Raw genomic sequence first — 26,134 nt, 5'->3', positions numbered from 1 at the left:
TCATTCACTGTTTACTCTTCGCGCTTAAAGAACACTCCATCGAGCCCCGCCCAGGTCCCCGCACCAATGGCGGCAAGAAGTAGGAGCGCGAAGAACTCGATGCCTTGGTAGGCGGTTAGCAGTTTCACGGTGGCAAGCACCCCTTCGGCCCAAGGGGGCTGCATAGACATGATCGACAGCAAGAAGCCAGCGCCAATTACGGACGCCAACCGGGTGAAAAGACCCAGGATCAGGCAGATGCCAACGCCCAGGGTGACGCCTGTCGCTAACTTATCAACCGTTTGCAGTCGGGTAGGAGGATTGAATGTCCCGGCGAGCTGTTCTCCAACCATCGCCGAGGTCAGCTGCTCGTCCTTCACGAGCCCACGAAGCTGGTTGTAAAATACGTCTTCTTCGGCCTGGATGTCGGCAGCCCAAGGCCTGGGCGTGGCGGCAACCTCGGCACGTTTCTTAGTGATACGCTCGTCCAAGTAGGGGAGTTCGCCGCGGGCGTCGTCGTTGAGCATTTCTTCCAAACGGGCGATTTCGTGGTGATATTCATCGATCACCCCCCGGTGCAATTCGAAGAATTGGCTTAACCGGACCAGCTGCTTTTCGAGCAACTTGTCGGCCGCCGCGATCTGCTCTTCGGTGAGGCCGTCGATCTTCTTGAATTCATTGGTCGTCGCAGTCCAGTCGGTCGCGATCCGGCTGGCCCAGGGACCATAGGCATCGGTCGGGAAGGGGATGTGCCCCTCGGTGTCAGTCACCGCCTTCGAGCCGTCTGGCATTTTGTCGTCTTTGGCAGCCTTGTACGGCGTCTCCTGCAACCCATCTTTGCCGATGTAACGCCACTCTTCGGCATGGTCGATCTTCGCCGGCAACTGGACCAGCACCAGTTTGTCCCACTCATGGGGCAGGGGGGCCATCGATTTATAGAAACCTTCAAGCGGTCCGTTAGCCAAGCGAAGGTAACTCGCCGACGACCACCCGGGCTCGAATTTCTCGACGCCTGCCGTGAAAAAGTGCCACCCGATAATCAGCCGCAAGGCCACGATGGTGATCGCAGCGGCCGCTGTGATCCGGTAACCATTGTTCGCCACGTTACGCCCTAGTCGAATAGATGATCGGCAAGCACCACCGCACACGAACCACTGCGCGCGAGACCGCCTGCATATGGGGGAGGGAGCTATCGGCTTCAACGGGGCAGTTGTCGACGCGCCGATGGCTAGCGAGGGCTCCAGCCTGATCGCTGCCAGCATCATAGCGAACTTGCGCGAAAATTGCCAATGCCGCGCAAAAAATAGTATTTGGACCAATCAAAACTGGGAGGCCAGGCACGTGCCTCCTCGGCGACCCGAGCGGAAGGTGGGACGTGCGAACACAAAACCTAAATTTTGTGAATGCCAACGTCAGCCGTGCAGCGCTCGACCCCAATGCCGAATCAGTGGTGCGGAATTCCTTCGCGCATTCCTGTCGCACATGGTGATCCACGTGCGAAGCGGCATCGGCTCGCGCGTCTTTGGCTGTTGGATTTATATCCTACGCCGCCAAGCGAGGCCGCCAGATAGCCCCAATCCGAGCAATGCCCATGAGCCTGGCTCGGGGACCCGCGCCGGGGTGACATCGGCGTAGGTTCCACCCCAACGAATTTCGTCGATGGCTCCTGGAACGTGCCCGGGACCCGAGAAGGTGAAATTGGTGAAGGCTCCGTGGTGCGTGATGAACAGGTCGGAAGTTGGCACCACAATCTGAGCATCGGGCGTGCCGGGCTCGATCCCCATGGCCGGATCCAAAAACACCGAGACCACATCCGGTGCGATGGGATTGAACTCGTACTTCATCACCACTAGGTGGACGCCATCGTAGGTTGCCGCCAGTTCCTCGAGTCCAAGACCGCCGCCAGCGACCGGAACCTGCATGGAGCCGCTCGCGGTGGTCACCGCCAGCGACAATTCATTCACGCCGCTGAAGTGGTTGAGGAACAAGTCGACCGCCTGAAAAGCATCGCCGATGCCGCCATTCCAAAGTTCATGCCCGCGCTTGCCAAAGTTGGCGGGGTCGTCGGTCCCTTGGGTGCCGAAGTCGATCAAGAAGCTCTCGTAGACCGTCCGCGCAGCACCCCCACCCAGTCCACCTGCGATGGGTCTTCCGCTGCGACCAAAAGAGCAGCACTCGAACTGAACGGATTCCCCCTGAATACCACCAATTCCGTCGGTCAGCGAAGGATGGTAAAGCGAGGGGACTGCCTTAACGACCTGGGAATCGCCCCCCGACTGAATCCAAGGCCCGCCGTAGAACGCCGTGGGACCTATTGTCGGATTCTGCCCCCCAAGCACCTTCACGCCACTATTCTCACTTCCAACGGCGTATTGTCCGAGGGCGGGGATGGCGACGTCGCCATATTGGAAGGGGTCGTATGCCAAGAGTGCCGCGTGAGCGCTACTATGGATCAATGGCACAAGCACAGAAAAGCTAGTGACGAGCACTAGGCCGAAGGTTCGCCGCGCCTGGCGACGTGCACGACCGGAACCCCAATTTGCATCGCTAATCATTAGAACTCTCCCCAGTTGTTAATGGAAAAAAAAGCAGCTCCCCGACTCTTCGCCCCAAGAAGATCGAACGCCACGAATCGGATACCCACCTAGCGACGAGAGGTCTGCTGCGAACGGTCGCAGCCGTTGCAAGTAGCCCCACTAATCCCCCGCCCTGACTCGCCTTCAGCTCAGCCCCGGTGGCAACGTGAAAAGCTACTCCCCTGCGAGCCATCACTAGAGCCGATGTAGCACGCTCCGTCATCGTAGCAATTTGCGCCTTTCCGCGTCCAGTAATCCGCCGCTGTTTGGGCAGCAATTCGGCAAAGGGGACTGCGCAGATACTCGAGCTATTCATCTTCTTTGGAGTTTGCCGAGCAATTGGCGGCCCTTTAGCTCGGTCCGCCCGTTCCAGATCCGCCCCGATCCGCTAGAATCCGCGATCATCCGCGACGAATTCCCCCCACTTAGCCCCAAAACAGCCGTGCGCATTGTCCTCTGCTACCCCGTCGAAGCCCAGCACATTGCCCAGATCCAGGAGGTCGCCCCCGATTGGGAGATCGTCGACGCGGGGCAGGATCGCATCGCCCAGCTCTTGCCGACCGCCGACATCTACTGCGGCCACGCCAAGGTCCCCGTGCCGTGGGACGAGGTCGTCGCGGCGGGGAAGCTCCAATGGATTCAGTCCTCCGCGGCAGGCATGGACCACTGCCTGGTGCCGTCGGTCGTGGCGTCCGACATCCTGGTGACCAGCGCCTCGGGCGTGCTTGCGAACCAGGTGGCCGACCACACGATGGCCCTCTTGGCCGGCTCGCTCCGGCGGCTGCCGGTATTCTTCCAGGCGATGGAAAAGCAGGAGTTCATCCGCAAGCCCACGAAGGACCTGCACGGCGCGACCATCGGCATTGTCGGACTCGGGGGCAACGGTCGCCGGCTCGCCGAGGTGCTCAGCGTGTTCAACACGACGGTCCTGGCCACCGACTGGTTCCCGGTGAATAAGCCCGACTGCGTCGCCGAGCTGCACCCCGCCGACCAGCTCGACGCCATCCTGCCACGCTGTGACGCGGTGATCCTCGCGGTACCGCTCAACGAAGTCACTCGCCACATGTTCGACGCTCGCCGCATCGCCCTGATGAAGCCCGGTAGCGTCCTGGTGAACATGGCCCGCGGACCCATCGTCGAAGAGAACGACCTGGTCGACGCCCTGGAGAGCGGCCACCTATGGGGCGCGGGCCTCGACGTCACCGAGGTCGAACCGCTACAGGAAACCAGCCGCCTGTGGACCGCGCCCAACTTAGTTCTCACTCCGCACGTCGGCGGCCAGTGCAAGACCCGCATCGAAGACATGACGAACTTCTTCTGCGAAAACCTGCGCCGCTACCGCGCTGGCGAACCGCTCAAGAACGTCACCGACAAGAAGCTAGGCTTTCCGTTCCCAGTGGCGGAGTAAGCCAGTCGCAGCCGAACGCCTACGCCGCAGCGCGCGTCGCTTGCCCATCGATCGCTGGTTCGTCGTTCGTTACCCGAAGCCGCGCCAGCGGACCGAACGGCATCAACGGGAAGCCCGGCACGCGCTGTTGATAGCGAATGTAGTCTTCGCCAACGAAGTGCGCCAGACGGCGGTCTTTCAGGTAACTGCCGACGAACAGGTAGACGGTCCACACCGAGGTAAGCACCACGTGATCGAGCGACATGTGGGGCGTGAACCACACCAGTCCCATGAAGCTCAGGTACACCGGGTGGCGAACGTAGCGATACGCTCCGCACGGATTGAAAACACGCCGCGGCTGTTTCTCGCGCCGCACCCAGTGCAGCCATGGCGTCAGGCCGGTCTGATAGCCAAGGCCGGTGAGGTACAGGCTGTAGAACAGCGCGACCCACGAAGCGTAGAACCCAAGCTCCACCAGCGCTCGCGGTGTGCCTTCGATGTCCCAAATCACCGTGGGATGGCCTTGCCACAGCGCGAAGAGCACCAAGAGCGATCCACAAGTCGCCACGGTGTAAAACAGTCCGTAGAACGCCGACGGGATGAGCTTTGTGAGCTTGCTCCGCACGGGCGGGTACAAGAGCACGCTATGCGGCACGGCGAACAATAGCGCGAGGCCGGCGTCGATCCATAAATTGCCGCCCGAGCTTGCTTGGCGGCCGTCTTTTAAGAACCAGAACAATTGCCACACGGTGAAAGCGAAGAGCAAGTGCGTGGCGATCCCTGCCATCAAGCCGGCGGCGCGGGCCATCCTGGCCCGGAGCGTGCAATCCATTTTTGTTTTCCTTAGAAGTCGAGTCTGTATGCTGATGGTCTAGTCGGATGCCAGGACTACCGTTTGCGGGCTACGAAGCAGCCGTACTCCATCGCGCCGCTTCGATAGGCATCGAGAATGGTTTGGAACCGGTCGAGGAAGATAATCTGACCGCGATCCACCCAGTGGGCGACGCGATGAATGGCGAATCGATGCACGCGGTCGCGGCAGATCTCCCACGTCCGGTCCACCTGCTTGGTCCAATCGGCGACGAACTCCACCTCCAAGCCCGCGTCGCGAAACCAGCCGACGTACTCGTCGCTGGTCGCGAGCGAAGGGCAGAAAAACCCTTCGCACACATCGAACACTTGCTGCCGCTGACCGGCATCCAAGTTGGGCCCCGCGAGCCACGCACAAATCGCCATGGCACCCCCCGGTTTCAACCACTGGGCGGCGCGACGGACGAACGCCGGTTTGTCGAACAGGTGCTCGGTACACTCGATGCTCCACACGGCGTCAAAGTTCTCCGCCGGAAAATCGATACTCTCGGCGTCAGCGCGGACAAAGCGTGTCTGCTGTCCCAGCCCGTAACGCATCGACGCCATCGAAGCCCATCGCCGCTGGAACGCACTGAGTGTCACTCCGGTAACGTCGCATCCGTAGCGGCTTGCGAGCAGGCGGGACGAACCCCCCATGCCGCAGCCGATGTCGACCACTTTGTCGCCGGCCTCGATGCCCGCCGCCTCGACCAGTCGCTCGGACAACTGGATCTGTGCCACCTGGGGCGACTCGTTTCCCTCCCAGTAGCCGTGGTGAATGTGAGGACCCCACAGCAACCGGTACAACAACGTCGAGACATCGTAGTGACGCCGAATCACGTCTTTGCGAATGGTCGGACAGCTAATCATGGATGCACCTGCGATACGAGAAAATTGGAGAGCGAGCTACAAACGGGTGCAATTACGGAGCCGAACCCGCCGCCGGGGCGACCCACGCGTCTCCCCAGATGGTCAGTTGGTCGGCGACCCCCACGGCACCGAAGGCCTTGGTGAACGGGGTAATTCCATAGTCCGATTGAAGGATGCGAAACCCGCCGCGGACGTGTTGCCAGCCTTTGGACATCTCGACCTCCACCAGGAATTCAAGCGGGCGAGTCGTCTCCTGCAACGTGAACTCGCCTTTGAGAACGTACTGAGGAAGCCCTCGCTTGCTTGGCTTCTCGTATTGTAAGGCAGAGTGGATGACAAAGGTGGCGGTGGGGTACTTCGCCACGTTGAGCACGTGTTCGCCGATCATGTTGGCGGTTACTTGCTCTTGGGTCGACGCCGACGACGTCCCCTCTAAGCCTACGTACTTGCGAGCTGCGTCGGTGTCGGCCTCGAACGAAGTCATATCGAACACCATCTGGCCTGCTTCTTTTTCCGCACCCAAATGAAGTGTTCCACTCTTGAGCGATCCGACGACTCCGTGTTCGTGTCCTAATCCGGTCTTACCGACTAGGGTGTAAACACGACTTGCCTGTAGGAAGAAGTCGCCAGGGTGGTACTCTTCTTTTGGCTTCTCCTGTTGTGGGCTCTGGGGCGCGGGAGCAGCTTGTTGCGCGGAGACAAAGGTCCACAGCATCGGTGCTGCAATCACCATCAACAACGACGAACCAACTCGCACCCTATTCATCGATCGTCCTTCCTGCATCCTTACTGGTAGACCACGATCACCCAACGTCATCGCGGAGACGGATTTTAGGAATGCAGTTTTTTGACTTCAATTGCACCTCAGTTACGAACACGACAGGTTGCGCGAATTGAGATTGCGTCTCACTACGAGTAGCGAATTGTGATCCTTGACACACACCCTCCACCGGTCGAGATTGCACTCTCTCCAATCAGCCGATCATTTTGTTACAGCCACGAACGACATGCTCCCGCGAACTGTTTTTCCCGAGCGAATGGACGAGCCTAACCTCGATCCCAGAGAGCATAAGCGCGCGCTCGCAGGACTTCGGCGGATCAATGCTTGGAGTCTTACGACGAAGTACTTGTGGCGTGCGATAACGCACATCGCTAGCGAGCGATCGATTCGAACGATTCGCGTTTTGGACGTTGCGTGTGGCGGCGGAGATCTCAGCGTTCAGCTTGCCGAACGCGCTCGTCGCGCAGGAATCGAGGTCGTGATACACGGTTGCGACATGAGTTCGACGGCCGTCGGACACGCGACGGCGCTTGCCGCGCAGCGAGGGTGTGCGAACTGTCACTACTACGTCTGCAACGTGTTCGAGCAGCCCTTCGCGGACGAGTACGACATCGTCACCAGCTCGCTGTTCCTTCACCACCTCAGCGAGCCCGAAGCAATCGCAGTGCTTCGCAAGATGTCGCAAGCCGCCCGGCATGCGGTGCTGGTCGACGATCTGGTTCGGAGCCGATTCGGTTATTTCCTCGCACAAGTGGGGTGTCGACTTCTGTCGCGGTCGCCTATCGTGCATTACGACGGGCCGGTGTCGGTGCTCGGCGCGTTCACCGTCGAGGAAGCCAAAGGTTTGGCCGCCGAAGCGGGGCTCGCCGGTACCACATTTACCAGGCACTGGCCCGAGCGGTATCTAATGTGCTGGAAAAGGCCACAATGACGAGCTCCGCAAACCTGTGGGATGTAGTGGTAATCGGTGCGGGCCCAGCCGGTGCTGTGTCCGCGTACCTTGCCGCCAAGGCAGGCCGTCGCACCTTGCTCCTCGACGCGAATCGTTTTCCACGAGACAAAGTTTGCGGCGGTTGCCTCAATCCGCGGGCGCTCTTGGCACTGAAGTCGATCGGCCTCGCCGACCGCATCGAGCGTAGCAATCCCGCACGCTTCGATCGGCTCGAACTCGTCCAGCGTGGCCGCTCGGCAGTCGTTCCGCTGCCGCCGGGCGTGTGCGTGACTCGCCGGGCGATGGATCAATCGCTGGTCGATGCGGCAATGGAAGCGGGCGTCACGTTTCAACCCGGATCGCGATGCAAAGTGCTTCGCGGTGATTCGAGTAGCCACCGCGTGGTGCGAGTGTCGCGTTTTGATGGCACGCATCACGAAGTCCGGGCGCGAGTCGTGTTAGCGTGCGACGGACTCGGGCACCCGTCCTTGAGTGACCTGCCGGGGTTTTGCACAACGATCCATCCCCAGTCGCGACTCGGTGTTGGAGCCGCAGTTGAGTCCCCACGTCTTGAAAGCCAAGTGCCCGAAGGCGCGATCGTGATGGCGGTCGCCGAGCAGGGTTACGTCGGTCTCGCCCGCGCAGAAAACAACTTGGTGAACGTCGCCGCCGCGATCGATGCCGATTGCGTGTCGCGAGATACTTCGCTGTTGAAGATCCTCCGCGCCATCCTACACGCGGCGGGACTCGATGGCGACGCGATCCCCGACGACCTGCCGCTTCGTGGCACCCGGCCCATCACGCAGCATGCCACCAAGCTCGCCGGCGAACGAGTTTTCGTCGTCGGCGATGCGGCAGGGTACGTCGAACCGTTCACAGGCGAAGGAATGGCCGCGGCGATCGAAGGTGCCATCGCACTAGCTCCAGTCGTCGAACTAGCCGTGAACAACTACAGTGAACAACTCGCCAGCGAGTGGCACCAACAACACACACGCCGCTTGCGATCGCGACAGCGTGCCTGCCGTCTGATCGCTTGGGGCGTACGGCATCCGCAGGTGCTCCGCTGGAGCATCGCCGGGCTACGACACCAACCTCGCGTCGGCGAGGCGCTGGGCAGATGGATTGGGGCGCATGCCTCGAACTAGAAAGCACAAAACATCATGACCATCCATATCGCCGGACTGGGCCTCGCCCTCCCCGAACATTCCATCGCCCAGCACGAGGCGGCCGAGTTCGCGCTTGCCAGTTGCGTCGCCAGCGACAAGCAGCGGCAACTTGCGCCGAAACTCTACCAGCGCTCCGGCGTCGAGTCGCGGCACAGCGTGCTGCTCACGGCTTCTACCAATGGACAACCTGCCGAGCAGGCGTACTACGAGCCGTCGACCGCCGCGAATCCCTACGGACCCAGCACGGCCGAGCGCATGAGCGTGTACCGCGAGCAGGCCGGCGACTTGGCTCGGCGTGCCGCCGAGCAAGCCTTAGACGCCTCCTCCACGCCGGCCGAGACCATCACTCATTTGGTGACCGTCTCGTGCAGCGGGTTCTTCGCCCCGTCGTTCGACGTGCAATTGATCGATCGCCTCGGCCTATCGCCTCGCGTCCCCCGCACCCACGTGGGATTCATGGGTTGCCATGGGGCACTCAACGGACTGCGCGTCGCCAAGGCGTTCGCCAAAGCCGATCCGTCGGCGCGTGTGATGCTGGTAGCGGTCGAACTCTGCAGCTTGCACTACCAATACGAATGGACGAACGAGCGAATCGTATCGAACTCGCTGTTCGCCGACGGGGCCGCTGCGCTGGTCGTACAAAGCGGAACCAACAGTTCGTCGCCCTGGAATCTGCACGACGATTTCGCCGAAATCGTCCCCAACAGTGAGGACGCCATGAGCTGGGCAATCGGAGATCATGGGTTTCAGATGACCTTGTCGGCCGCCGTTCCCGAACTCATACGCCAAGAACTACATGGCCGCATGGAATCGTGGCTACGCGGGAATAGTCTCACGATCAGCGACATCACCGGCTGGGCCATCCACCCCGGCGGCCCTAGAATCCTGCACGCCTGCCAAGAAGCCTTGAGCCTTCCCGACAACGCGCTCGCCGCCTCCCACGAAACCCTCCGCCAGTACGGCAATATGTCGTCCCCCACGGTGCTCTTTGTCCTCGACCAACTCCGCGACGCCCAGCGTGGCCCCACCGTGATGCTCGGCTTCGGACCGGGCTTGGCGATCGAGGCGTGTTTGCTGATGCCGAGTAAGTAGGGCCTCATGCCGCCATCAGGCGCTGTGCAGGAGATCCTCGTGTTCTTCTGTAGGTATCAGGGGGCCTGTGACGCAGCGGCTCGCCGGTTATTTGGAGAAGCCGTTGCGCGTGAATCGCCTATGTTCGCTCTCGAAATCAGCTGCTAGAGGTCGACCGTGGCCTGATGGCTGATTTCCTCAGCTAGGCGTCCCGTTTGCGGTAGCGGTGCAATGGGATCACAATCTGGTCGCAGAGAGCAGCTTAAGCCCTTGTTGATCACGGCTCGCGCTTGTCGTTATCCGTCTTCGCCGACCAAGTTAGGGTCAATTCAGGAGTCTGGATTGTCCTCATGGCAAGGCGTGTCCAACGCACTGCCACAATAAGAGCTATTGCGACTACAATGGGGACTCGCCATTCGCCCGTGAGGCCGCTCTACGGTTGCTACTCATAAAAATCTAAGTCGTAAAAGTCCTACGAGTTGCAGATCCTTTGCTATGCGAATATGTCAGTCGAAGTGTGCCCTGCTGATTTGGCTGCAAGTATTCTGTGTGGGGGGCCCATTTGCCGGAGCTGCCGTCACGACATCTGGCCAAGTCAATCCCAACCCGCTAACCACCACGGCGAGCGATAACCTATACGTCGGCTATCTCAGCAGCGGAGAAATGGTGATTGATGGCGGCAGCGTCGTGCAAAGCCTTCAAGGTGTGCTGGCGCTGGCGAGCAACGTGAATGGTAACGCCACAGTCGAAGGAGCTGGCTCGGCTTGGATCACTAGTGCCGTTTTACGCGTCGGCGACGCCGGTACGGGGCAGTTGGACATTGTCGAGGGTGGGGCGGTATCAAGCGCCACGGAAGGTCGAGTCGGCAATCAGACTGGGTCTATGGGGATTGTTTCGATCAATGGCGAAGGCTCTCAGTGGACGATGAATGGGTCGTTGTACGTGGGCAGTAGTGGCCAGGCGAGCATCAGCATCGATAGTGGTGGAGTGTTGTCGAACACTTCTGCCATCATCGGCAATGGTGGGGATTCCGTCGGACGCCTCGACATCCACGGTGTCGGATCTCAATGGACTAATAGCGGAACTCTTCACGTGGGGAATAGTGGCGAAGGGGATTTGATCATTTCCCACGGGGGAGCAGTTCTCGACACCGTTGCCTACGTGGGTTACGGCACCGGTTCCAAGGGGGCCGTTGTTGTCGAGGGAGACGGTAGCTCCTGGACAAATTCCGGTGGCTTGTATGTGGGTGTCAGTGGCAATGGCAGCTTGGAGATCCGAAGCGGAGCAGCGGTGACGAGCTTCAACGGCATCATCGCCCAGGTCGCTGGATCTTCGGGTGTCGTCAGCATCGATGGCTTGGGTACTACTTGGACCACAGGTCACATGAGGATTGGTGACCGTGGCGACGGAACACTCAACGTCACGGGGGGAGCCACGGTAACATCGCAGTACGTCTCAATCGCAAACACCTACCCATCCAGCGGAAGGGCTACTGTCGAAGGAATCGGCTCGCGATGGACCCTCACCGGCTCGCTTGACATTGGCTCCCTGCGCCAGGGCATTTTGGCAATTGGCGATGGGGCAACGGTAGAGGTGGGGCTCGATGCCACACTAGGCGACGGCCTTAGTTCCTACCTCGAGTTATCGGGCGGAACCCTCTTCGCGCGCAATGTGGTGGCCGATCGAACACAACTTCGAGGGGTGGGCACGATTCACACCAATGGCTGGATTCTCGATGGCGATTGGACATTCCAGGAAGCTGCCGACCTGCCCGTCCTCACTACGCAGTCCGACCCCGGAGGAAAGGAGCTTACCGTTCACCTGGACTGGACCGACGAGGGGATATTTGGGGTCGATCGAGGCGCTATAGTTCTTGAAGGGGGCTATCAGAAGTCGAGCCCGTTAGGCTTGGTTGGTAATTCCGCGAACTCCGTTGGCCAGATGACGGTCACCGGCGAACGGACCAAGTGGAGCATCACAGGCGATGTGACCGTGGGGAACCGCGGAACGGGGACGTTGCACATCACCGATGGGGGCTTCGTGTCCAACACCTTCGGGATACTCGGGGCAAAAGCCGGCTCCGCAGGGCACGCGATGGTGCATGGTATTGGTTCGATTTGGCAGACTCGCGAGACCCTCAATGTGGGCCTCGAAGGTCAGGGAAGTTTGACCATCACCGGCGGTGCGCTGGTGATGAATCAGAGGTCCGCAAGCATTGGTCAATCCCATCAAGGGAGTGGCCACGTCCACGTCGATGGGGCAGACTCGATGTGGTCGGTTGGTTCAGACCTGCATGTCGGAGGTGCCGGCGTAGGGTCACTTTCTATCACGAACGGAGGCCGAGTCATGAATGCCGCCGGTTACATCTCCTACGGCTTGGGGGGAGGCGACGCTATCGTCGATGGTCCCAACTCCACGTGGGTTAATTCCGGCAGGCTAACTGTTGCGGATGGCAGCTCCGCCTCACTCCATATTACCAATAGCGGTAAGGTTACTAGCTCCGGCGGCATGCTTGGAGACGCGTACGGTCACATTGGCAAAGTAGTTGTCGACGGTCACGGATCTACCTGGCAGAACGGCGGCTGGTTTGAGTTCGGCGCTAGCGGGTCGGCCGACATGCACGTGGTGAACGGCGGAACCATCACCAGTTCGAAGGGTATCCTTCGAAAGTCCATCGTTTCAATCGATGGGAATGGATCGTCTTGGCAGAATACGGGGACTCTCGAACTTGAAGACCAGAATGCTCTCCTAAGGGTCGTTGCGGGAGCCACGGTATCGAACGGGGCCACATCCGTCAGCTCTGGCGGGCGAGTTGAAGTCGTTGGCCCTGGGAGCACCTGGACAAACAACGGCAACTTAAACGTTGGTCAAAGCAGGCGAGGCTCCTTGAGCGTTGCCAGTGGAGGCAAAGTTACCAGTTCAAATGGAGTTATTGCCGATCTGTCCGGTTCGGTAGCTACGGCGGCACTCACCGGTGACGATTCAAGCTGGGTAGCAAGATTGCTCCTGACCGTGGGCAGAACCGGCAAGGCGACGCTCCAGGTGACCGGTAGAGCAACCATGGATAGCATGGACGGCATCATCGCGACCAACGCGCAGGCCGTAGGCACGGTGCTTGTCGATGGCGTGGGATCCAAATGGACCGTGCGCGACGAGTTAACCGTTGGCAGCGCTGGGCAAGGAAGTCTAACGATTTCGGGTGGAGGATTGGTCTCAGTGGCCAGGGCCTTGGTGATCGATAGTAATCTCAATGGCGATTCCTTCATTGACATGGCCACGGGAGCGATGCTCGCGGTTAAGGGGAACGGCGATGACACCTTGGATCAGTTCTTGACGCTGGTTGGCGGAACCGATGCGATTCGTTACTGGGACGTCACGACCAGCGATTGGGCCAGCCTTGCAACGGCCACGTTCGGCGTCGAATACACGCTTGAGTACATCACAGCGGGCGAGCTGCTGGGCTACACCCTGCTAACGGTGGGGCAGCAAGTTAGCTTGCCGGGCGACTACAACTCCGATGGCCTGGTCGATCTCGCCGACTACACCGTTTGGCGAGACCACCTCGGCTCTGCTGCGCCGCATATCAACGATACGACTCCGTGGTCTGTCGACTCTTTGGACTACCAAGTTTGGAGCGCAAACTTTGGTGCATCGACCGCAATCTCCTCCTCTACACCCCATAGCGTACCCGAGCCGTCCAGCTTGCTTTCTCTAGTGTGCATTATTGGCACCACCCTGGGGGCGTCGGGCCAATTCAGCCGATTGCTTTCGGGATTCGCTTTAAGGCGTCGAGATTCGCAGCGCGCTTGAAACTAAGCTCCTTCTTCCCCCCCCCCCCCCGAAAAAACTTTCGAAATCTTTCAGAATCCGACTAGAAAGTACTCGCGCGTGTGTTCCAATGATCACATACCTCGCGGGACGGTCCCGCCGGGCGAGGTGTGGCAGAGGGGAGGCGTGACGCGTGCGATTGGTATTGTGAGGCACGGACCAAAGTGGGGGCTTCGCCCGCGGGCTGGCCGCCGCCTGCGAGTCCGCATTCGCCCTTTCGCATTCCGAATGCGAAGTAATGTCGCACCTGCGGGGAACCCCTGCGACTTTACTTCTCAGGTGTCTCGCCCCGGACACTCGCTAAAATGTTAAATACCAAACACTTAGGACCAGACGCCGAAATGCCAACGGAAGAGTAAAGTCGCATCTACTGAAATAGGGACAAAACTGCGACACGAAGACCCCTAAACTCACCAATTATAAAGCTCTCCTCGCCACAGCCCAGCTTGCCTAGTTCGCCATATTTCTAACTAGACACTTTTGATAGCGAGGAACTAAAATCAACGAACGCGGCCGGTGCGGGGTTTGTCCGTAAGACCGTAGCAAAAAACACGGTTCTTTCGGCGACTTCACGCGAGGGAATTTGCCGCGAATCATCAGGTGGAGCGACACGACAACACATGGATAGCAGCACAACCATTCTCCACTCACCTCGGACGGTGGGACTCGACGAGCGACCTGCAAGTCGCGACGTGGAGGAGATTTTTAGGTCCTACGCCCAGCTCATCCAATGCAGCAAGTTGGGTTGGACAGAGCACTTGCGCCTCAAGCGGCTGTTGGGCGTGGGTGGGCAGGGGCAGGTGTTCCTCAGTGAACGCCGCGGCTCCGACGGATTTACCCTCCCCGTAGCCCTGAAGTTCTTCTCCCCCGAACGGTTCGAGGGCGAACGCGACTACGTCGAAGCGATGCGCCGCATGGCCCAGGTGGGTTGTCGCGTTTCGAAGATTCAGCACGACAACCTGCTGGACGTTTACAACTTCATCGAGCGAAACCGCGTGCGGATCCTCGAGATGGAGTGGGTCGACGGCTACGATCTCGACATCCTACTCACCCCCGCGATGCTCGAACGGGCTCGCCAGCGCGTGAGCTGGGCACGGTGGGAATACATTAATAACGTTGTGGTGACTCGCGGCCCTGTGCGTCCTCGGCTGAAGCCGGGCATGGCGGTCTCGATCTTCCACGAAGTGCTCGCCGGACTTGCGGCCCTGCACCGCGAGGAGATCGTGCACGGCGACATTAAGCCGTCGAACATCATGATCAAGCGGACCGGTAGTCCCAAGATCATCGACATCGGTTCGGCGGTCGAGCTCACCAACTTGCCACCGCAGCGCACCTGCACGCCGCAGTACGCAGCGCCGGAAATCCTCGAACGCGAGGACGTTTCGCCCCGCAGCGACTTGGCGAGCGTGGGCTACGTGCTGATCGAAGCGCTGTCCGGCCGTCCGCTCTTTGCGGGCATCAAGGACTACGCCGCGATGCTGGAAGCGAAGCGAACCTTGCCGCAGCGTCTCGACAAGATCGTGCCACAGGAAGTGCGCGACAGCGAACTGCTGATGACCATCTGCCGCCGCCTCACGGCGCCCGACCCGATGCTGCGTTACTCGAGTGCCGAGGAAGCGATTACGTGCGAGTCGGGGCTAGCGGAGTTCGAGCGGACGCTCGTTCGCGGCGACTTGGCGAGTGAATACGAAAACGAAATGCGTGTCTGGCTCGAAGAGCTCGATTGATCGCGCGAGGTGGCGCGGGGGTCGAGTTTGGTCGGATTCGCGAACAATCCATTTAGGTCACGGAGGATCCGTCCATGCGTCTACTTAATCTGATCGCCATGCTGTCGCTCGTTTGCGGCAGCGGCGTGTATGCCCAGCAACTCGATCGCTACGGACAGCCCATCGGTGGCTCCACCCCGAGCAGCAACCCGCCCACGTCGACCGCTCCGCTCGGTCCACCGCCAGCGACAACGGGTGGGAACTCGGGGATGAGCGGTGGTCCCTCGCAGGGTGGCGGTGGTATTTCGAATACCCCACCTGCAAACTCCGGAGCAGCGGGTGGTCAAAATCCGCTTCGAGATCTGAGCAACGTTGGCTCGGCAACCACCCCGCCCAGTGCGTTTGGGAACGACCTGCCACGTGCACAGCCAATGAACTCAGGCTCCAGCCTCCCAGCTATTCCGGCCGACAGCAATCGCGGATACATCCCGACTCCGCCGAACACGTACAACAGTGGCCCCACGTACGGGGCAAGTGCTGCAGCGTCGGATACGGGTTTCAGTTCGGGCGCAGGGACGGCGAGCACCAGCTACGCCGAAAACCTGATGAAGGCCTCGCTCACCGCGCCGCAGGGTTCGCGTTTGACGGGCACGAAGGTTTATCTGTCGGATGTGGTGCGAGCAGGTGGAACGCGTAGCGAACAATCCGAAGCAATCGGTGCCTACTGGGATCTATGTAGTGCGGTTGCGGACTACTACCTGAGTCTCCACGAGCAGGGTGAGTTCGAGCGGCTCGCCTCGCGTTCGGGGCAAATGACCAATCCTATGCGTGAGGCGACCAAGAAGCTGATCACCCGCCGCGATACGTCCCTGGTGGCTGCACAGGCGTCGCAGCACCGCTTGCAGGCGCTGATGCGTCAAAACGAATCCCTGAGCCCGCCGCTGCCAGGCGATATGCCGTTGTGCGCCGTGTATCACACTCGCTACTCGCAGAACTTCCCCAACGGCAGTTCGCGCGAAGCATCCGAGCTAAACCAATTGCTGCCGCTGCGACATGCGGAGCTGCTCGACGCGGCGACGAACGTGAAGGAGGCCGAGGATTGGTTTAAGGAAGTCGCCGGGCGTCCCGCTGCCGATGAAGGTGTGGGAATGACGAAGGCCCTTGAGCTCCTCGCCCTCAACCGCCGGGCGTTTGTTCAAATTGGTCGCGACTACAACAAACGGATCGCTCGCTACACCGAGCTCGCTCGCCCTGGCCAGTTGCAGACCGAGCGATTGGTGGCGATGCTTATTAAGACAGATCCAATGGCCAGCCGCACGTCGGCACCCGCTACTCCGAATTTGCGAAACCGCAGCGAGTCGGATCCGCCATCGACGTTCCAAAACGTGGAAGTGAATCCTCTTCGCAGCACCGAGCCACGGCTCGACAGCGAGGTGCTTCCGACGGGTGGTTCGACGCCGGTGGCTGAGTTCATCGATCCCACGCAAGAGCAGGCGATTGTCGAGCGGCCGAACCCCGGCGAGCGCTCGGTGCTCATACGTAGCGAACAACCAGAAGGCGTCGAGCAACCTTAGTTCTCGCCGAGTTAGTGAGTTTTGTCGGGGCTGAGTCTTGAACGACTTGGCCTCGACGTGTTTAGGTAATTGAAACTTTGCATGTCCGATAGTTCCTCCAGCTCGATTTCGAAGCCTCTCGCTCCGCCTTTTTGGATCGGCCCGTTGAAGGTCGATCCGCCAATCCTGCAGGCTCCGATGGCGGGTTTCACGAACTATCCGTTCCGCCAGATCGTGCGAGAGTTCGGCGGCGCGGGATTGTTGGCAACGGAGATGGTTAACGCCAAGGGCTTCGTGTGGCTCGACGAGCAGGAGGCCACGCACCCCGATCGACTGTGGGGCGTCGCGGACGAGCCGAGGCCACTCGCCGTGCAAATTTGGGACAACGATCCAGAGACTCTGGCGAAGGTGGGCTCGCGGCTCGCCAGCGAGTACCGCGTGAGCGTCGTCGACATCAACTTCGGCTGCCCCGTGCGGCAGGTCACGCAGAAGGCGCATAGCGGTTCGTACCTCTTGAGCCAGCCCGAGCGAATGGGGCAGATCATCGAGCGCGTGGTCGAAGCGTGCGGCGAGACTCCCGTGACGGCGAAGATTCGCCTGGGCTGCACGCGCGACCGGATCAATGCGATCGACATCGCTCAGGTGGTCGAAGGTGCGGGTGCTTCGGCGCTGACGGTGCATGGTCGAACTGCAGCCGACATGTTTCGTGGCGAGGCGGACTGGGAGCGGATTTCGTCGATCAAGCCGTATCTCAAACGGATTCCGCTGATCGGCAACGGCGACCTCGACTCGCCCGAGAAGGTCGTACGTGCGTTCGAGAACTTCGACGTCGATGGCGTGATGATCGCCCGGGCGAGCTTAAACAAACCCTGGCTGTTTGCCCATGCGGCGGCCGCCGTGCGTGGCGAACCGATCCCTGCCGAGCCGACACTCGAACAGCAGCGTGAGCTCATGGTTTATCATTACCGCTTGGTTTGTGATCGCTTCGGCGAGCAGAAGGGAACGGTGCTGATGCGCAAGTTCGCCTGCTGCTACGCCCAGGGTCGCCCCGGTGCGCGGGAGTTCCGGAAGCATGTCGCCACGGTGGTGACTCGCGAAGAGTTCACGGGCGTAGTCGAGACGTTCTTTCCCCGCGATATTGCCGCGGTTGCAGTCTAGGTCGCTTCAGGCGGCTAAGTCTTGAGCTTGTTGTATTCAATGAACTCGCCCGCCTTGTACTTGGCCCAGTAGTCGTTGAGGGCGGTGCGGATGTTGCCGCTGAGAATCAACACGCCGATCAAGTTGGGGAACGCCATGGATAGAATCAGGTAGTCACTGAATCCCATGACGTTGTTGGCGTTGACGATCGCGCCCATCATGATCGCCACGAGGAACAACCCGCGGTAGAGCATCGAGGTGCGAGCACCAAACAGGAAGGTGAAGCACCGCTCGCCGTAGTAGGACCACGAGATCATTGTCGAATACGCAAAGAGGAACGACGCGAGCGTTAATACGGCCGGGAACCAGCTGATCTGAGATTTAAATGCCATCGATGTCAGGGCCGACCCATTGCCAGCTTGGATGTACGCCATCGATTGAGGATTCGAGGAGTCGTACACGCCTGTAATTACGACAACGAGTCCGGTCATGGTGCAGACCACCACTGTGTCAATAAAGGGTTCGAGGAGAGCAACGATGCCTTCACGAACAGGGTACTTGGTACGCGCCGCGGAGTGGGCAATCGCTGCAGAACCAGCACCGGCTTCGTTGGAGAAGGCAGCACGACGGATACCGACGACCATCACACCGAGGAACCCGCCGTAGCCCGCCTGGGGAGTGAAGGCTTCGGATACGATGCTGTAAAAGGCGCTTGGAATCAGGTGGTAGTTCATTACCAGAATGGTGAGTGCCGCCAGGACATACACGCCGCACATCAGTGGCACGATCTTCTCGGCAGTGGATGCGATGCGTTTGATGCCTCCGATAATCACCACTCCCACCATCACGACCATTAGCGCCCCGTAAGCCCATGGAGCCCAGTCGGCGTCAGTGAGACCTAGCTCCTGTAGCACGAGCGATTTGCTCTGTGAGACCTGGAACGAACAGCCACCACCGAAGGAACCACCAATACAAAGTACGGCGAACAAGATGGAGAGGACGAAGCCGAGGGGGCCAAGCCCCTTCTCGGCGAGACCCGTGTAGAGGTATCGCATCGGACCACCAGAGACATGACCGTCGGCGTCGATCTTGCGATACATTTGGCCGAGCGTGCATTCGGCGAACTTACTGGTCATGCCAAACAGGCCTGCGACGATCAGCCAGAACACCGCACCCGGGCCGCCAGTGCCGACAGCAATCGCAACGCCCGCGATGTTCCCGAGGCCAACGGTGGCGGAAAGCGCCGAGGCGAGTGCCTGGAAGTGGCTGACTTCGCCCGAGTCCTTGGGGTCGTCGTAATCTCCTTTGGTGACCCGAATGGCGTGCCAAAACGCTCGGAAGTTGATGAAGCGGAAGTAGAACGTGAGAAATACCGCCATGCCGGCTAGCCACGCCACGACCAACGGGAGCTTGAATTTAGCAGCGGCCCCGTCGAGACCTTGATCCTCATACCCGTAGATCCCCGCAAAAAGGATTTGATCCATGGGATCGACTAGCCACGTCTTCGCCCAGTTGTCGACCTTGGCCTCGTATTTTCGCCAGGTGGTGAGCTCGGAACTGGCGGCATTTTCAGCAGCCTCTACTTCGGCTGGTGCAGGGGGGGATGGCTCCGCTGGTGGGTCTTGTGCGAATGCGGGGTTGGTGAGGACACCGACCAACAATAGCGTTGCGGCAACCAAAAGGGGCAATTGGGTGCCATGAGAACGCGAAAGCATGCGAAACTCCCGGGAAACTTGGGGTAGAGGGCAGGATTCCGTGCCCCGGCGAGGGGGCTACCAGCTCCTACGGGTTTCCGACACAAGCGTTACGAACCGGCGAGGCCGAAGTGACTGGCGAGATAAGCCTTATAGTCGATAAGCCTTTGCTGTGCAATACTTTGCGCACTTTCAGGTGGCGATCTGCGCTATTTTTCAAACATCCCCTTGTCAATAATAGCTAAAGCCTTACGATACAAGACGTAAGGGAAGACCGCCGGACCGACATTCCCGCAGCAAGCCACCAGAAAACAGTCCCATGATTTCCACCGCCACCGATTCCGACGAGTACGTGGTCAACCTGCTACGCAAGCGCGGCGGGGTGAGCATCCACGAGTTGGTGGACGAGCTCGGCGTCACGGCCACCGCCGTGCGTCAGCGGCTAGGGCGGTTGATGGACGAGGGACTGGTGACTCGTGAGGAAGTAAGCTCCAACGGCCGTGGTCGACCAAGCCATCGCTATCAGCTCACCGAAAAGGGTCGTCGCTCGGGCGGCAACAACTACGCCGACTTGGTCGACGTGCTTTGGGCCGAGATTCGCGCGATTGACGACCCCGAGATCCGTGTTGGCCTGCTCAAGCGAATTGCCAAGCAATTGGCCGAGCGGTCGGGCGAGGTCGCCGGCGATACGCTTGAAGAAAAGATGCACCGCCTAGCGGCAATGATGCAGGAGCGGCACATTCCGTTCGAAGTTGTTCAGTCCGAGGGCTTGCCCGTGCTGACGGCGATGGCGTGTCCTTACCCCGAACTCGTCGAGCACGACCACAGCATCTGTGCGATGGAGCGGATGTTGTTCTCCGAAGTGCTCGGCGAAACGATGCGACTCACGGGCTGTCGTCCGCAGGGCGATAGTTGCTGTTCGTTCCAGGCGAGCAATGCCCCGCGGTAGGGAAGATAGAAAAGTTAAATGTGTCGCGGAGGGTGTGGCCCTCCGGCTATTGTTTAAAGATTCCTTGTAACTTTGAACCCAGTAACGTTTCGTAAGCAATGCACGAGCCATGGATTGAAGGCCGGTTTGAAGAGAACGTCGTGGTGACGTCCGTCGAGCAAGCCATTAACTGGGCTCGGCAGTCGAGCATCTGGCCGATGACGTTTGGCCTAGCGTGCTGCGCGATCGAAATGATGGCCACCGGGGCGAGTCGGTATGACATCGATCGCTTCGGCTCAGGGGCGTTTCGGGCGACTCCTCGCCAAGCGGACCTGATGATTGTGGCTGGAACCGTGACTTACAAAATGGCGAGCCGTGTTCGCCGGCTTTACAACCTGATGCCCGATCCGAAGTTCGTGATCGCGATGGGTGCCTGCACCGTGGGTGGTGGTCCTTACTTCAAGTATGGCTATCACGTGGTGAAGGGCGTGGACTTGGTGGTTCCGGTGGACGTTTACGTCCCGGGCTGTCCGCCACGACCCGAGGCGCTGCTCGAAGGGCTGATGCGAATACAAGACAAGATCAGCGGTCATCGTATCGCTCGCGGTAGCGATGGCCTAAAGCTGGACGACGACCTGCCAGTGCCACACCACTCGGGTTACGTGAGTGCTCCGGCGGACGCGGAGCCGTTGTTCGATCACCAGAAGATAACCATTTAATTGCACCATTTAATTGCACACTCGCTTTAACTGACGGCGGCGTAGTTCGCCAAGCTTGATAAGGGTAACGATGACCGAGACTTTGAAGATTACCGACCTGCACGTGGCCGTCGAAGGCAAGCCGATCTTGCGGGGCGTGAACCTAACGATCAACCGTGGCGAGACGCACGCGCTGATGGGGCCCAACGGATCGGGCAAGAGCACGCTGGGCAACGCGGTTATGGGGCACCCTTCCTACGAGGTGACCGGCGGGTCGATCGAAATCAACGGTGAGAACATCCTGGAATGGGACGCTTCGGAGCGTGCCCGGGCCGGTATCTTCATGGCCTTTCAACGTCCGATGTCGATCCCAGGCGTGAAGATGGCCGACTTTCTGCGTCATGCGGCCACCAACGTTCGCAACCCCGAGCGTAAGGAAGGGGCCGACCTGATTCCGATGCGAGAGTTCCGCAAGGAACTCAAAGAGAAGATGTCGCAACTGAAAATGGACGAGGAGTTTGCTCGCCGTTACGTGAACGATGGTTTCTCGGGTGGCGAGATGAAGCGTGCCGAGATCCTGCAGATGGCGATGCTGCGTCCGAAGTTCGCGATCCTCGACGAAACCGACAGCGGTCTGGACGTCGACGCTGTGAAGCTTGCGAGCCAAAGTATTGCTGCCATTAGCCAGGAGACAGAGGGTGGTGCCGAGATGGGCATCCTGATCATCACGCACCACGACAAACTATTGGAATCGAACACCCCCGACTTCACGCACGTGATGCTCGGCGGGCGAATCGTCGAAACCGGCGGCGTCGAGCTGGCTCACGAACTTTACACCGATGGCTACGATCGCATTCGCGCTCAATATCCTGACGCGGCTGCGGTGGAAGCGGAATTGGCAGAGCAAGTGGCGGGTGCTTAGTAGATGCCTACCGTATTGAGAGTGGGCCCATACCGACTTCACTTTTATTCGGCCGATGGCAACGAACCAGTCCATGTGCATATTCGGAGAGATCAATATGAGTGCAAGTTCTGGCTAGGTCCCGTACGTCTGGCGAACGCTGGAGGATTGGACGAGAGCGAACTGCACCGAATCGCTCAGATAGTTGAGCAGCACGAGATCATGATTTTGGATGCGTGGAATGAATTCTTTCAATAGAACCGCTGAGTTGCCCACCACGGCTAGTCGCGTTGAGTTTGGTGCCGAGGCCATTCGGGTAATATTGAAGGATGAGCGGGTGATAGAAGTCCCATTGGCTTGGTATCCGAGGCTAGAGTTCGCGACAGCGGGCGAGCGAAGCAAGGTGGAAATGTTTGGGAGCGGAGTTTCTCTCTACTGGCCGGAGTTGGACGAGGAACTGCGAGTCGATGATTTGTTGATGGGTCACCGTTCGCTGGAAAGCCCTGCGAGCTTAGCCCGTTGGCAAGATGAGATGAATGAGCGACGTGCCAGTAGGACGAGCAAACCTTGGGGGCAAGAAGCACCGCTTCCAAGCTGAGAACAACCCATTGCGAGAGAGGGCTCCACAATAGAGCCATTCTCGTTGTTGAAACTATACAAATTAGAGTTTGTTTCGAACCGGTGCCTTTGGGCACCACACGAAGGATAAGATTATGGCGACCGACGTAATGGCCCCTGTCGACGAAACCGGCATCGGCGAAATCAATAAGTACGACTTTGTCACGCAAACCACCGGCGTCTTCAAGGCACGCAAAGGTTTGGACCGCGATATCGTGGCTCAGATCTCGGAAATGAAGAGCGAGCCGGAGTGGATGCGTGAGTTCCGCCTCGAATCGCTCGAGATTTTCGAGTCGAAGCCGATGCCGAACTGGGGTGGCGACATCGCTCTCGATTTTCAGGATGTGTACTACTACCTAAAGCCGACGGACCACCAGGGAAAGACCTGGGACGACGTGCCGCAGGAAATTAAGGATACGTTCGATCGTCTGGGCATTCCCCAAGCGGAGCGGAAGTTCCTGGCGGGCGTGAAGGCGCAGTTTGAGAGCGAAGTGGTGTATGGGTCGCTGCAGGAAGACCTCGCGAAGAAGGGCGTGATCTTCACCGACACCGACACCGCGGTGCGTGAGCATCCCGAATTGTTGCGCGAGTACTTCGGCACGATCATCCCGCCGCACGACAACAAGTTCGCGGCGCTCAACTCGGCCGTGTGGTCGGGTGGTTCGTTCATTTACGTTCCCAAGGGCGTGAAGATCGAGTTCCCGCTGCAGGCTTACTTCCGTATCAATGCCGAGAGCATGGGGCAGTTCGAGCGGACGCTGATCATCGTCGACGAAGGTGCCGAAGTTCACTACGTCGAAGGTTGCACCGCGCCGATGTACTCGACCGAGAGCCTGCACTCGGCAGTGGTTGAGATTGTTGTAAAGAAGAACGGCCGTTGCCGTTACACAACGATCCAGAACTGGGCGAACAACATCTATAACCTGGTGACCAAGCGGGCGATGGCCTACGAGAACGCCCTGATGGAGTGGATCGACGGCAACCTCGGTAGCCGCCTGACCATGAAGTACCCGGCCGTTTACATGATGGAACCGGGCGCTCGTGGCGAGATCCTTTCGATCGCGTTTGCGTCGCAGGGCCAGCATCAGGACGCCGGCGCCAAGCTGGTACACTGTGCCCCCAACACCTCGGGCCGCATCATTTCGAAGAGCATCAGCAAGAATGGTGGCCGCAGTAGCTACCGCGGCTTGTGCAAGGTCGAAGATGGCGCAACCGGCTCGAAGAGCAGCGTGGTGTGCGACGCTCTGATTCTTGATCCTCGAAGCCGTAGCGATACGTATCCCTACATCGAGGTCGAAGAGCAGGACGTGCAGATCGAGCACGAAGCAAGCGTGTCGCGAATCGGCGAAGAGCAATTGTTCTACCTGATGAGCCGCGGCCTGACCGAAGCCGAAGCCAGCTCGATGATCGTCAGCGGGTTTATCGAACCGCTGATTAAAGAGTTGCCGATGGAATACGCGGTCGAAATGAACCGGCTGATTGAGCTGCAGATGGAAGGCAGCGTCGGTTAGTGTCGCGCAAGCGAGAAAGGTCTCATGGCAACAATCACCGATACCCAGGCCCTGATTGCCGAGCTGTACAACGTCGATGGCAAGGCTGAGATCGTTGGGGGGGAGATTGTACGCATGAGTCCGACCGGTGACTTTCCGAGTAGTGCGGCAGGTGAAATATATGTCAGCCTTCGACAGTATGCTCGAAAGCATGGCGGACGCGCCTATACCGACAATGCGGCTTTTTTGGTGGACCTTCCGGATCGGACATCATTTGCTCCGGATGTGTCCTACTATACTGGGCCTCGCACTCGGATGAAGTTCTTGCCCGAGGCACCAGTATTCGCTGTGGAGGTTCGTAGCGAGAACGATTACGGGCCGAAGGCTGAACTCGCCATGGCGAAGAAGCGAGCCGACTATTTTGCGGCGGGTACGCTCGTAGTTTGGGACGTCGACTTGTTGAGCGACGACGCGGTGATTCGCGTCTATCGACATGGCGAAACTGAGCCTAGTGCTACTTTCTGCCACGGCGAAGTCGCCGAGGCGGAGCCGGCGGTTCCGGGGTGGACGATGCCGGTGGATGAGATATTTGAATAGGTTTTTGCGAAGTTTACTTGAACTGAGAGACGAATGACGACGGTGACCGAAGTCAAAGGATTTAACCGCGAACGATTCGAGGCCTTTCTCGACGCGCGATCGGACGAGCCTACGTGGCTCACGGACATGCGCCGCGCGGCTTGGAATGCGTTCGAGGCGATGGCGTGGCCCGCGCGGAACGAAGAAGAGTGGGTGCGGACTGACATCCGCATGTTCCATCTCGATAAATTCACGCTGCCCGTGGGTGGTTCGGCAATTCCTGCGCTGGCGCCGGGTTTGCTGACCCATGACGTTGAGCTGGGTGGTCGGCTTGTCAGCTACAACAGCAATCTTGCCAGCGAGTCGCTCAGCGACGAACTCGCCGAAAAGGGAGTGCTATTCGGCAGTCTCGACCGGCTGGTAAACGAGCTTGGCGATTTGCTGCGGCCGTACTTCGAGCGGCAAGTGATCGACCCCCGCAAGGACAAGTTCGCCGCGCTGCACGCCGCGTGCTGGAGTGGTGGAACGCTGCTGTACGTGCCCAAGGGTGTGGCGGTTTCCGAACCGCTACATGCCCTCTCGGCCATGGGTGACGAGGGTGTCGATCTATCGAAGACCATCGTCATCTTGGATGCAGGCGCCGAAGCAACGCTGCTCACCGAAACCGCCAGCACGGCAGCGGGTGGTGGACTGCACTGCGGTTCGATTGAGTTGATCGTCGAGCCCAACGCCCACCTCCGCTACGTCAACCTACAGAACTGGTCGACCGCCGTGTGGCACTTCGCGCACCAGCGGGCGACCGTCGATCGTAATGCAACGCTACAGTGGACCATTGGAGCGCTCGGCAGCAAGCTGGCGAAGGTGAACCAACAAGTGGCGCTGACAGGCCCCGATGCGAACGCCCAAGTCAACGGCGTGATGTTCACCGAGGGCCGCCAGCATCTGTCGTACAACACCCACCAGCACCACATGGCCCCGTACTGCCGCAGCGACTTGCTTTACAAGTCGGCACTGCAGGATCGTTCGCGGACCGTCTGGCGTGGCATGATTAAGGTCGACCTCGCCGCTCAACGCACGGACGCCTATCAGCGTAACGACAACCTGATGCTGGCCCCGACGGCACGCGCCGATTCGATTCCTGGATTGGAGATCGAAGCCGATGACGTCCGTTGCACGCATGGCAGCACGTCGGGTCGGGTGGACGAAGCGCAGGTGTTCTACGCCATGAGCCGTGGATACACTCGCACCGAGGCAATTCGGCTGATTGTCGCCGGGTTCTTCCAGCAGGTGTTCGATCGGATCACCATCGAGTCGGTTCGCAACGCACTTGGCGAAGCGATCGCAAGTCGAGTGCAAGCCCTCGATCAGGCGGCCGCGCCAAAGGTGCAAGGTTAA

Annotated in this window: 22 protein-coding genes; 16 read left to right on the top strand and 6 right to left on the bottom strand. The window is 59.6% G+C overall.

Annotation, left to right across the window (positions count from 1 at the left end; genetic code table 11):
- Positions 1–11: 11 nt before the first annotated feature.
- Both SH292x_RS13010 and SH292x_RS13005 read right to left on the bottom strand, forming a co-directional pair.
- On the bottom strand, positions 12–1,082 hold the full coding sequence (locus tag SH292x_RS13010) for a DoxX family protein (protein WP_442481437.1): 1,071 nt from the start codon (positions 1,080–1,082) through the stop codon (positions 12–14).
- A 432-nt stretch (positions 1,083–1,514) separates the two neighbouring features.
- A complete protein-coding gene (locus SH292x_RS13005) occupies positions 1,515–2,534 on the bottom strand; it encodes a PEP-CTERM sorting domain-containing protein (protein ID WP_442481436.1) in 1,020 nt (339 codons plus the stop codon).
- A gap of 463 nt (positions 2,535–2,997) precedes the next feature.
- Here SH292x_RS13005 and SH292x_RS13000 point away from each other — a divergent pair, with 463 nt between their 5' ends.
- A complete protein-coding gene (locus SH292x_RS13000) occupies positions 2,998–3,963 on the top strand; it encodes a D-2-hydroxyacid dehydrogenase (protein WP_442481435.1) in 966 nt (321 codons plus the stop codon).
- A gap of 19 nt (positions 3,964–3,982) precedes the next feature.
- On the opposite strand, the gene SH292x_RS12995 is transcribed toward SH292x_RS13000, so the two are convergent.
- Genes SH292x_RS12995 through SH292x_RS12985 form a run of 3 tightly spaced genes read right to left on the bottom strand, consistent with a single transcriptional unit; the run spans position 3,983 to position 6,427 of the window.
- Entirely contained in the window at positions 3,983–4,774 is a 792-nt protein-coding gene (locus SH292x_RS12995; protein ID WP_442481434.1) for a methyltransferase family protein, read from the bottom strand.
- Between the two features lie 56 nt (positions 4,775–4,830).
- Entirely contained in the window at positions 4,831–5,661 is an 831-nt protein-coding gene (locus SH292x_RS12990; RefSeq protein WP_442481433.1) for a class I SAM-dependent methyltransferase, read from the bottom strand.
- 52 nt (positions 5,662–5,713) lie between these two features.
- Positions 5,714–6,427 carry a YceI family protein gene (locus tag SH292x_RS12985; RefSeq protein WP_442481432.1) on the bottom strand — a complete coding sequence of 238 codons (714 nt, stop codon included), beginning with the start codon at positions 6,425–6,427 and terminating at the stop codon, positions 5,714–5,716.
- Between the two features lie 241 nt (positions 6,428–6,668).
- Here SH292x_RS12985 and SH292x_RS12980 point away from each other — a divergent pair, with 241 nt between their 5' ends.
- From SH292x_RS12980 to dusB, 7 genes are all read left to right on the top strand, one after another.
- Complete coding sequence (locus SH292x_RS12980; protein ID WP_442481431.1) at positions 6,669–7,373, top strand: methyltransferase domain-containing protein; 705 nt, start codon at positions 6,669–6,671, stop codon at positions 7,371–7,373.
- On the top strand, positions 7,370–8,518 hold the full coding sequence (locus tag SH292x_RS12975; RefSeq protein WP_442481430.1) for an NAD(P)/FAD-dependent oxidoreductase: 1,149 nt from the start codon (positions 7,370–7,372) through the stop codon (positions 8,516–8,518). Before SH292x_RS12980 ends, SH292x_RS12975 begins: the two co-directional genes overlap by 4 nt.
- 15 nt (positions 8,519–8,533) lie before the next feature.
- Positions 8,534–9,631, top strand: coding sequence for a type III polyketide synthase (locus SH292x_RS12970; RefSeq protein ID WP_442481429.1), 1,098 nt, complete (start codon positions 8,534–8,536; stop codon positions 9,629–9,631).
- Positions 9,632–10,105: 474 nt separating this feature from the next.
- Positions 10,106–13,420: a hypothetical protein gene (locus SH292x_RS12965; RefSeq protein ID WP_442481428.1), complete on the top strand. Its 3,315-nt coding sequence runs from the start codon at positions 10,106–10,108 to the stop codon at positions 13,418–13,420.
- Positions 13,421–14,058: 638 nt separating this feature from the next.
- The gene (locus tag SH292x_RS12960) at positions 14,059–15,165 is read left to right on the top strand and encodes a serine/threonine-protein kinase (protein WP_442481427.1); all 1,107 of its coding nucleotides are present in this window, start codon (positions 14,059–14,061) and stop codon (positions 15,163–15,165) included.
- Between the two features lie 74 nt (positions 15,166–15,239).
- On the top strand, positions 15,240–16,718 hold the full coding sequence (locus tag SH292x_RS12955) for a hypothetical protein (RefSeq protein ID WP_442481426.1): 1,479 nt from the start codon (positions 15,240–15,242) through the stop codon (positions 16,716–16,718).
- A gap of 81 nt (positions 16,719–16,799) precedes the next feature.
- On the top strand, positions 16,800–17,855 hold the full coding sequence (gene dusB, locus SH292x_RS12950; RefSeq protein WP_442481425.1) for a tRNA dihydrouridine synthase DusB: 1,056 nt from the start codon (positions 16,800–16,802) through the stop codon (positions 17,853–17,855).
- A 14-nt stretch (positions 17,856–17,869) separates the two neighbouring features.
- Here the strand turns inward: dusB and SH292x_RS12945 are convergent, their stop codons facing one another.
- The gene (locus SH292x_RS12945) at positions 17,870–19,549 is read right to left on the bottom strand and encodes an alanine/glycine:cation symporter family protein (protein WP_442481424.1); all 1,680 of its coding nucleotides are present in this window, start codon (positions 19,547–19,549) and stop codon (positions 17,870–17,872) included.
- Positions 19,550–19,847: 298 nt separating this feature from the next.
- Between SH292x_RS12945 and SH292x_RS12940 the strand changes: the two genes are divergently transcribed.
- From SH292x_RS12940 to sufD, 8 genes are all read left to right on the top strand, one after another.
- Positions 19,848–20,477, top strand: coding sequence for a helix-turn-helix transcriptional regulator (locus SH292x_RS12940; protein WP_442481423.1), 630 nt, complete (start codon positions 19,848–19,850; stop codon positions 20,475–20,477).
- A gap of 98 nt (positions 20,478–20,575) precedes the next feature.
- Entirely contained in the window at positions 20,576–21,175 is a 600-nt protein-coding gene (locus tag SH292x_RS12935; RefSeq protein WP_442481422.1) for an NADH-quinone oxidoreductase subunit B, read from the top strand.
- 70 nt (positions 21,176–21,245) lie between these two features.
- The gene (sufC, locus tag SH292x_RS12930) at positions 21,246–22,076 is read left to right on the top strand and encodes a Fe-S cluster assembly ATPase SufC (protein WP_442481421.1); all 831 of its coding nucleotides are present in this window, start codon (positions 21,246–21,248) and stop codon (positions 22,074–22,076) included.
- Between the two features lie 3 nt (positions 22,077–22,079).
- Positions 22,080–22,313, top strand: coding sequence for a DUF4160 domain-containing protein (locus SH292x_RS12925; protein WP_442481420.1), 234 nt, complete (start codon positions 22,080–22,082; stop codon positions 22,311–22,313).
- Positions 22,288–22,653: a DUF2442 domain-containing protein gene (locus SH292x_RS12920; RefSeq protein WP_442481419.1), complete on the top strand. Its 366-nt coding sequence runs from the start codon at positions 22,288–22,290 to the stop codon at positions 22,651–22,653. The genes SH292x_RS12925 and SH292x_RS12920 overlap by 26 nt, the downstream gene beginning before the upstream one ends.
- A 115-nt stretch (positions 22,654–22,768) precedes the next feature.
- A complete protein-coding gene (gene sufB, locus SH292x_RS12915) occupies positions 22,769–24,184 on the top strand; it encodes a Fe-S cluster assembly protein SufB (RefSeq protein WP_442481418.1) in 1,416 nt (471 codons plus the stop codon).
- Positions 24,185–24,208: 24 nt separating this feature from the next.
- Complete coding sequence (locus SH292x_RS12910; protein WP_442481417.1) at positions 24,209–24,760, top strand: Uma2 family endonuclease; 552 nt, start codon at positions 24,209–24,211, stop codon at positions 24,758–24,760.
- Between the two features lie 33 nt (positions 24,761–24,793).
- Entirely contained in the window at positions 24,794–26,134 is a 1,341-nt protein-coding gene (gene sufD / locus SH292x_RS12905; protein ID WP_442481416.1) for a Fe-S cluster assembly protein SufD, read from the top strand.

Origin of the sequence: Aeoliella fuhlenseeensis, assembly GCF_052161615.1 — a bacterium.
Taxonomy (GTDB): Bacteria; Planctomycetota; Planctomycetia; order Pirellulales; family Lacipirellulaceae; genus Aeoliella.
This window is presented reverse-complemented; position numbering and strand designations above follow the sequence as displayed.

Bases quoted from the DNA above. Each gene is read 5' to 3' on its own strand.
- SH292x_RS12920 (WP_442481419.1), top strand. From the start codon at position 22,288: ATGCGTGGAATGAATTCTTTCAATAGAACCGCTGAGTTGCCCACCACG.
- dusB (WP_442481425.1), top strand. From the start codon at position 16,800: ATGTCCGATAGTTCCTCCAGCTCGATTTCGAAGCCTCTCGCTCCGCCT.
- SH292x_RS12980 (WP_442481431.1), top strand. From the start codon at position 6,669: ATGCTCCCGCGAACTGTTTTTCCCGAGCGAATGGACGAGCCTAACCTC.
- SH292x_RS12940 (WP_442481423.1), top strand. From the start codon at position 19,848: ATGATTTCCACCGCCACCGATTCCGACGAGTACGTGGTCAACCTGCTA.
- SH292x_RS12975 (WP_442481430.1), top strand. From the start codon at position 7,370: ATGACGAGCTCCGCAAACCTGTGGGATGTAGTGGTAATCGGTGCGGGC.
- SH292x_RS12995 (WP_442481434.1), bottom strand. From the start codon at position 4,774: ATGGATTGCACGCTCCGGGCCAGGATGGCCCGCGCCGCCGGCTTGATG.
- SH292x_RS12955 (WP_442481426.1), top strand. From the start codon at position 15,240: ATGCGTCTACTTAATCTGATCGCCATGCTGTCGCTCGTTTGCGGCAGC.
- SH292x_RS12925 (WP_442481420.1), top strand. From the start codon at position 22,080: ATGCCTACCGTATTGAGAGTGGGCCCATACCGACTTCACTTTTATTCG.
- SH292x_RS12935 (WP_442481422.1), top strand. From the start codon at position 20,576: ATGCACGAGCCATGGATTGAAGGCCGGTTTGAAGAGAACGTCGTGGTG.
- SH292x_RS13005 (WP_442481436.1), bottom strand. From the start codon at position 2,534: ATGATTAGCGATGCAAATTGGGGTTCCGGTCGTGCACGTCGCCAGGCG.
- SH292x_RS12970 (WP_442481429.1), top strand. From the start codon at position 8,534: ATGACCATCCATATCGCCGGACTGGGCCTCGCCCTCCCCGAACATTCC.
- SH292x_RS12965 (WP_442481428.1), top strand. From the start codon at position 10,106: ATGCGAATATGTCAGTCGAAGTGTGCCCTGCTGATTTGGCTGCAAGTA.
- sufD (WP_442481416.1), top strand. From the start codon at position 24,794: ATGACGACGGTGACCGAAGTCAAAGGATTTAACCGCGAACGATTCGAG.
- SH292x_RS12990 (WP_442481433.1), bottom strand. From the start codon at position 5,661: ATGATTAGCTGTCCGACCATTCGCAAAGACGTGATTCGGCGTCACTAC.
- SH292x_RS12910 (WP_442481417.1), top strand. From the start codon at position 24,209: ATGGCAACAATCACCGATACCCAGGCCCTGATTGCCGAGCTGTACAAC.
- SH292x_RS12945 (WP_442481424.1), bottom strand. From the start codon at position 19,549: ATGCTTTCGCGTTCTCATGGCACCCAATTGCCCCTTTTGGTTGCCGCA.
- sufB (WP_442481418.1), top strand. From the start codon at position 22,769: ATGGCGACCGACGTAATGGCCCCTGTCGACGAAACCGGCATCGGCGAA.
- sufC (WP_442481421.1), top strand. From the start codon at position 21,246: ATGACCGAGACTTTGAAGATTACCGACCTGCACGTGGCCGTCGAAGGC.
- SH292x_RS12960 (WP_442481427.1), top strand. From the start codon at position 14,059: ATGGATAGCAGCACAACCATTCTCCACTCACCTCGGACGGTGGGACTC.
- SH292x_RS12985 (WP_442481432.1), bottom strand. From the start codon at position 6,427: ATGAATAGGGTGCGAGTTGGTTCGTCGTTGTTGATGGTGATTGCAGCA.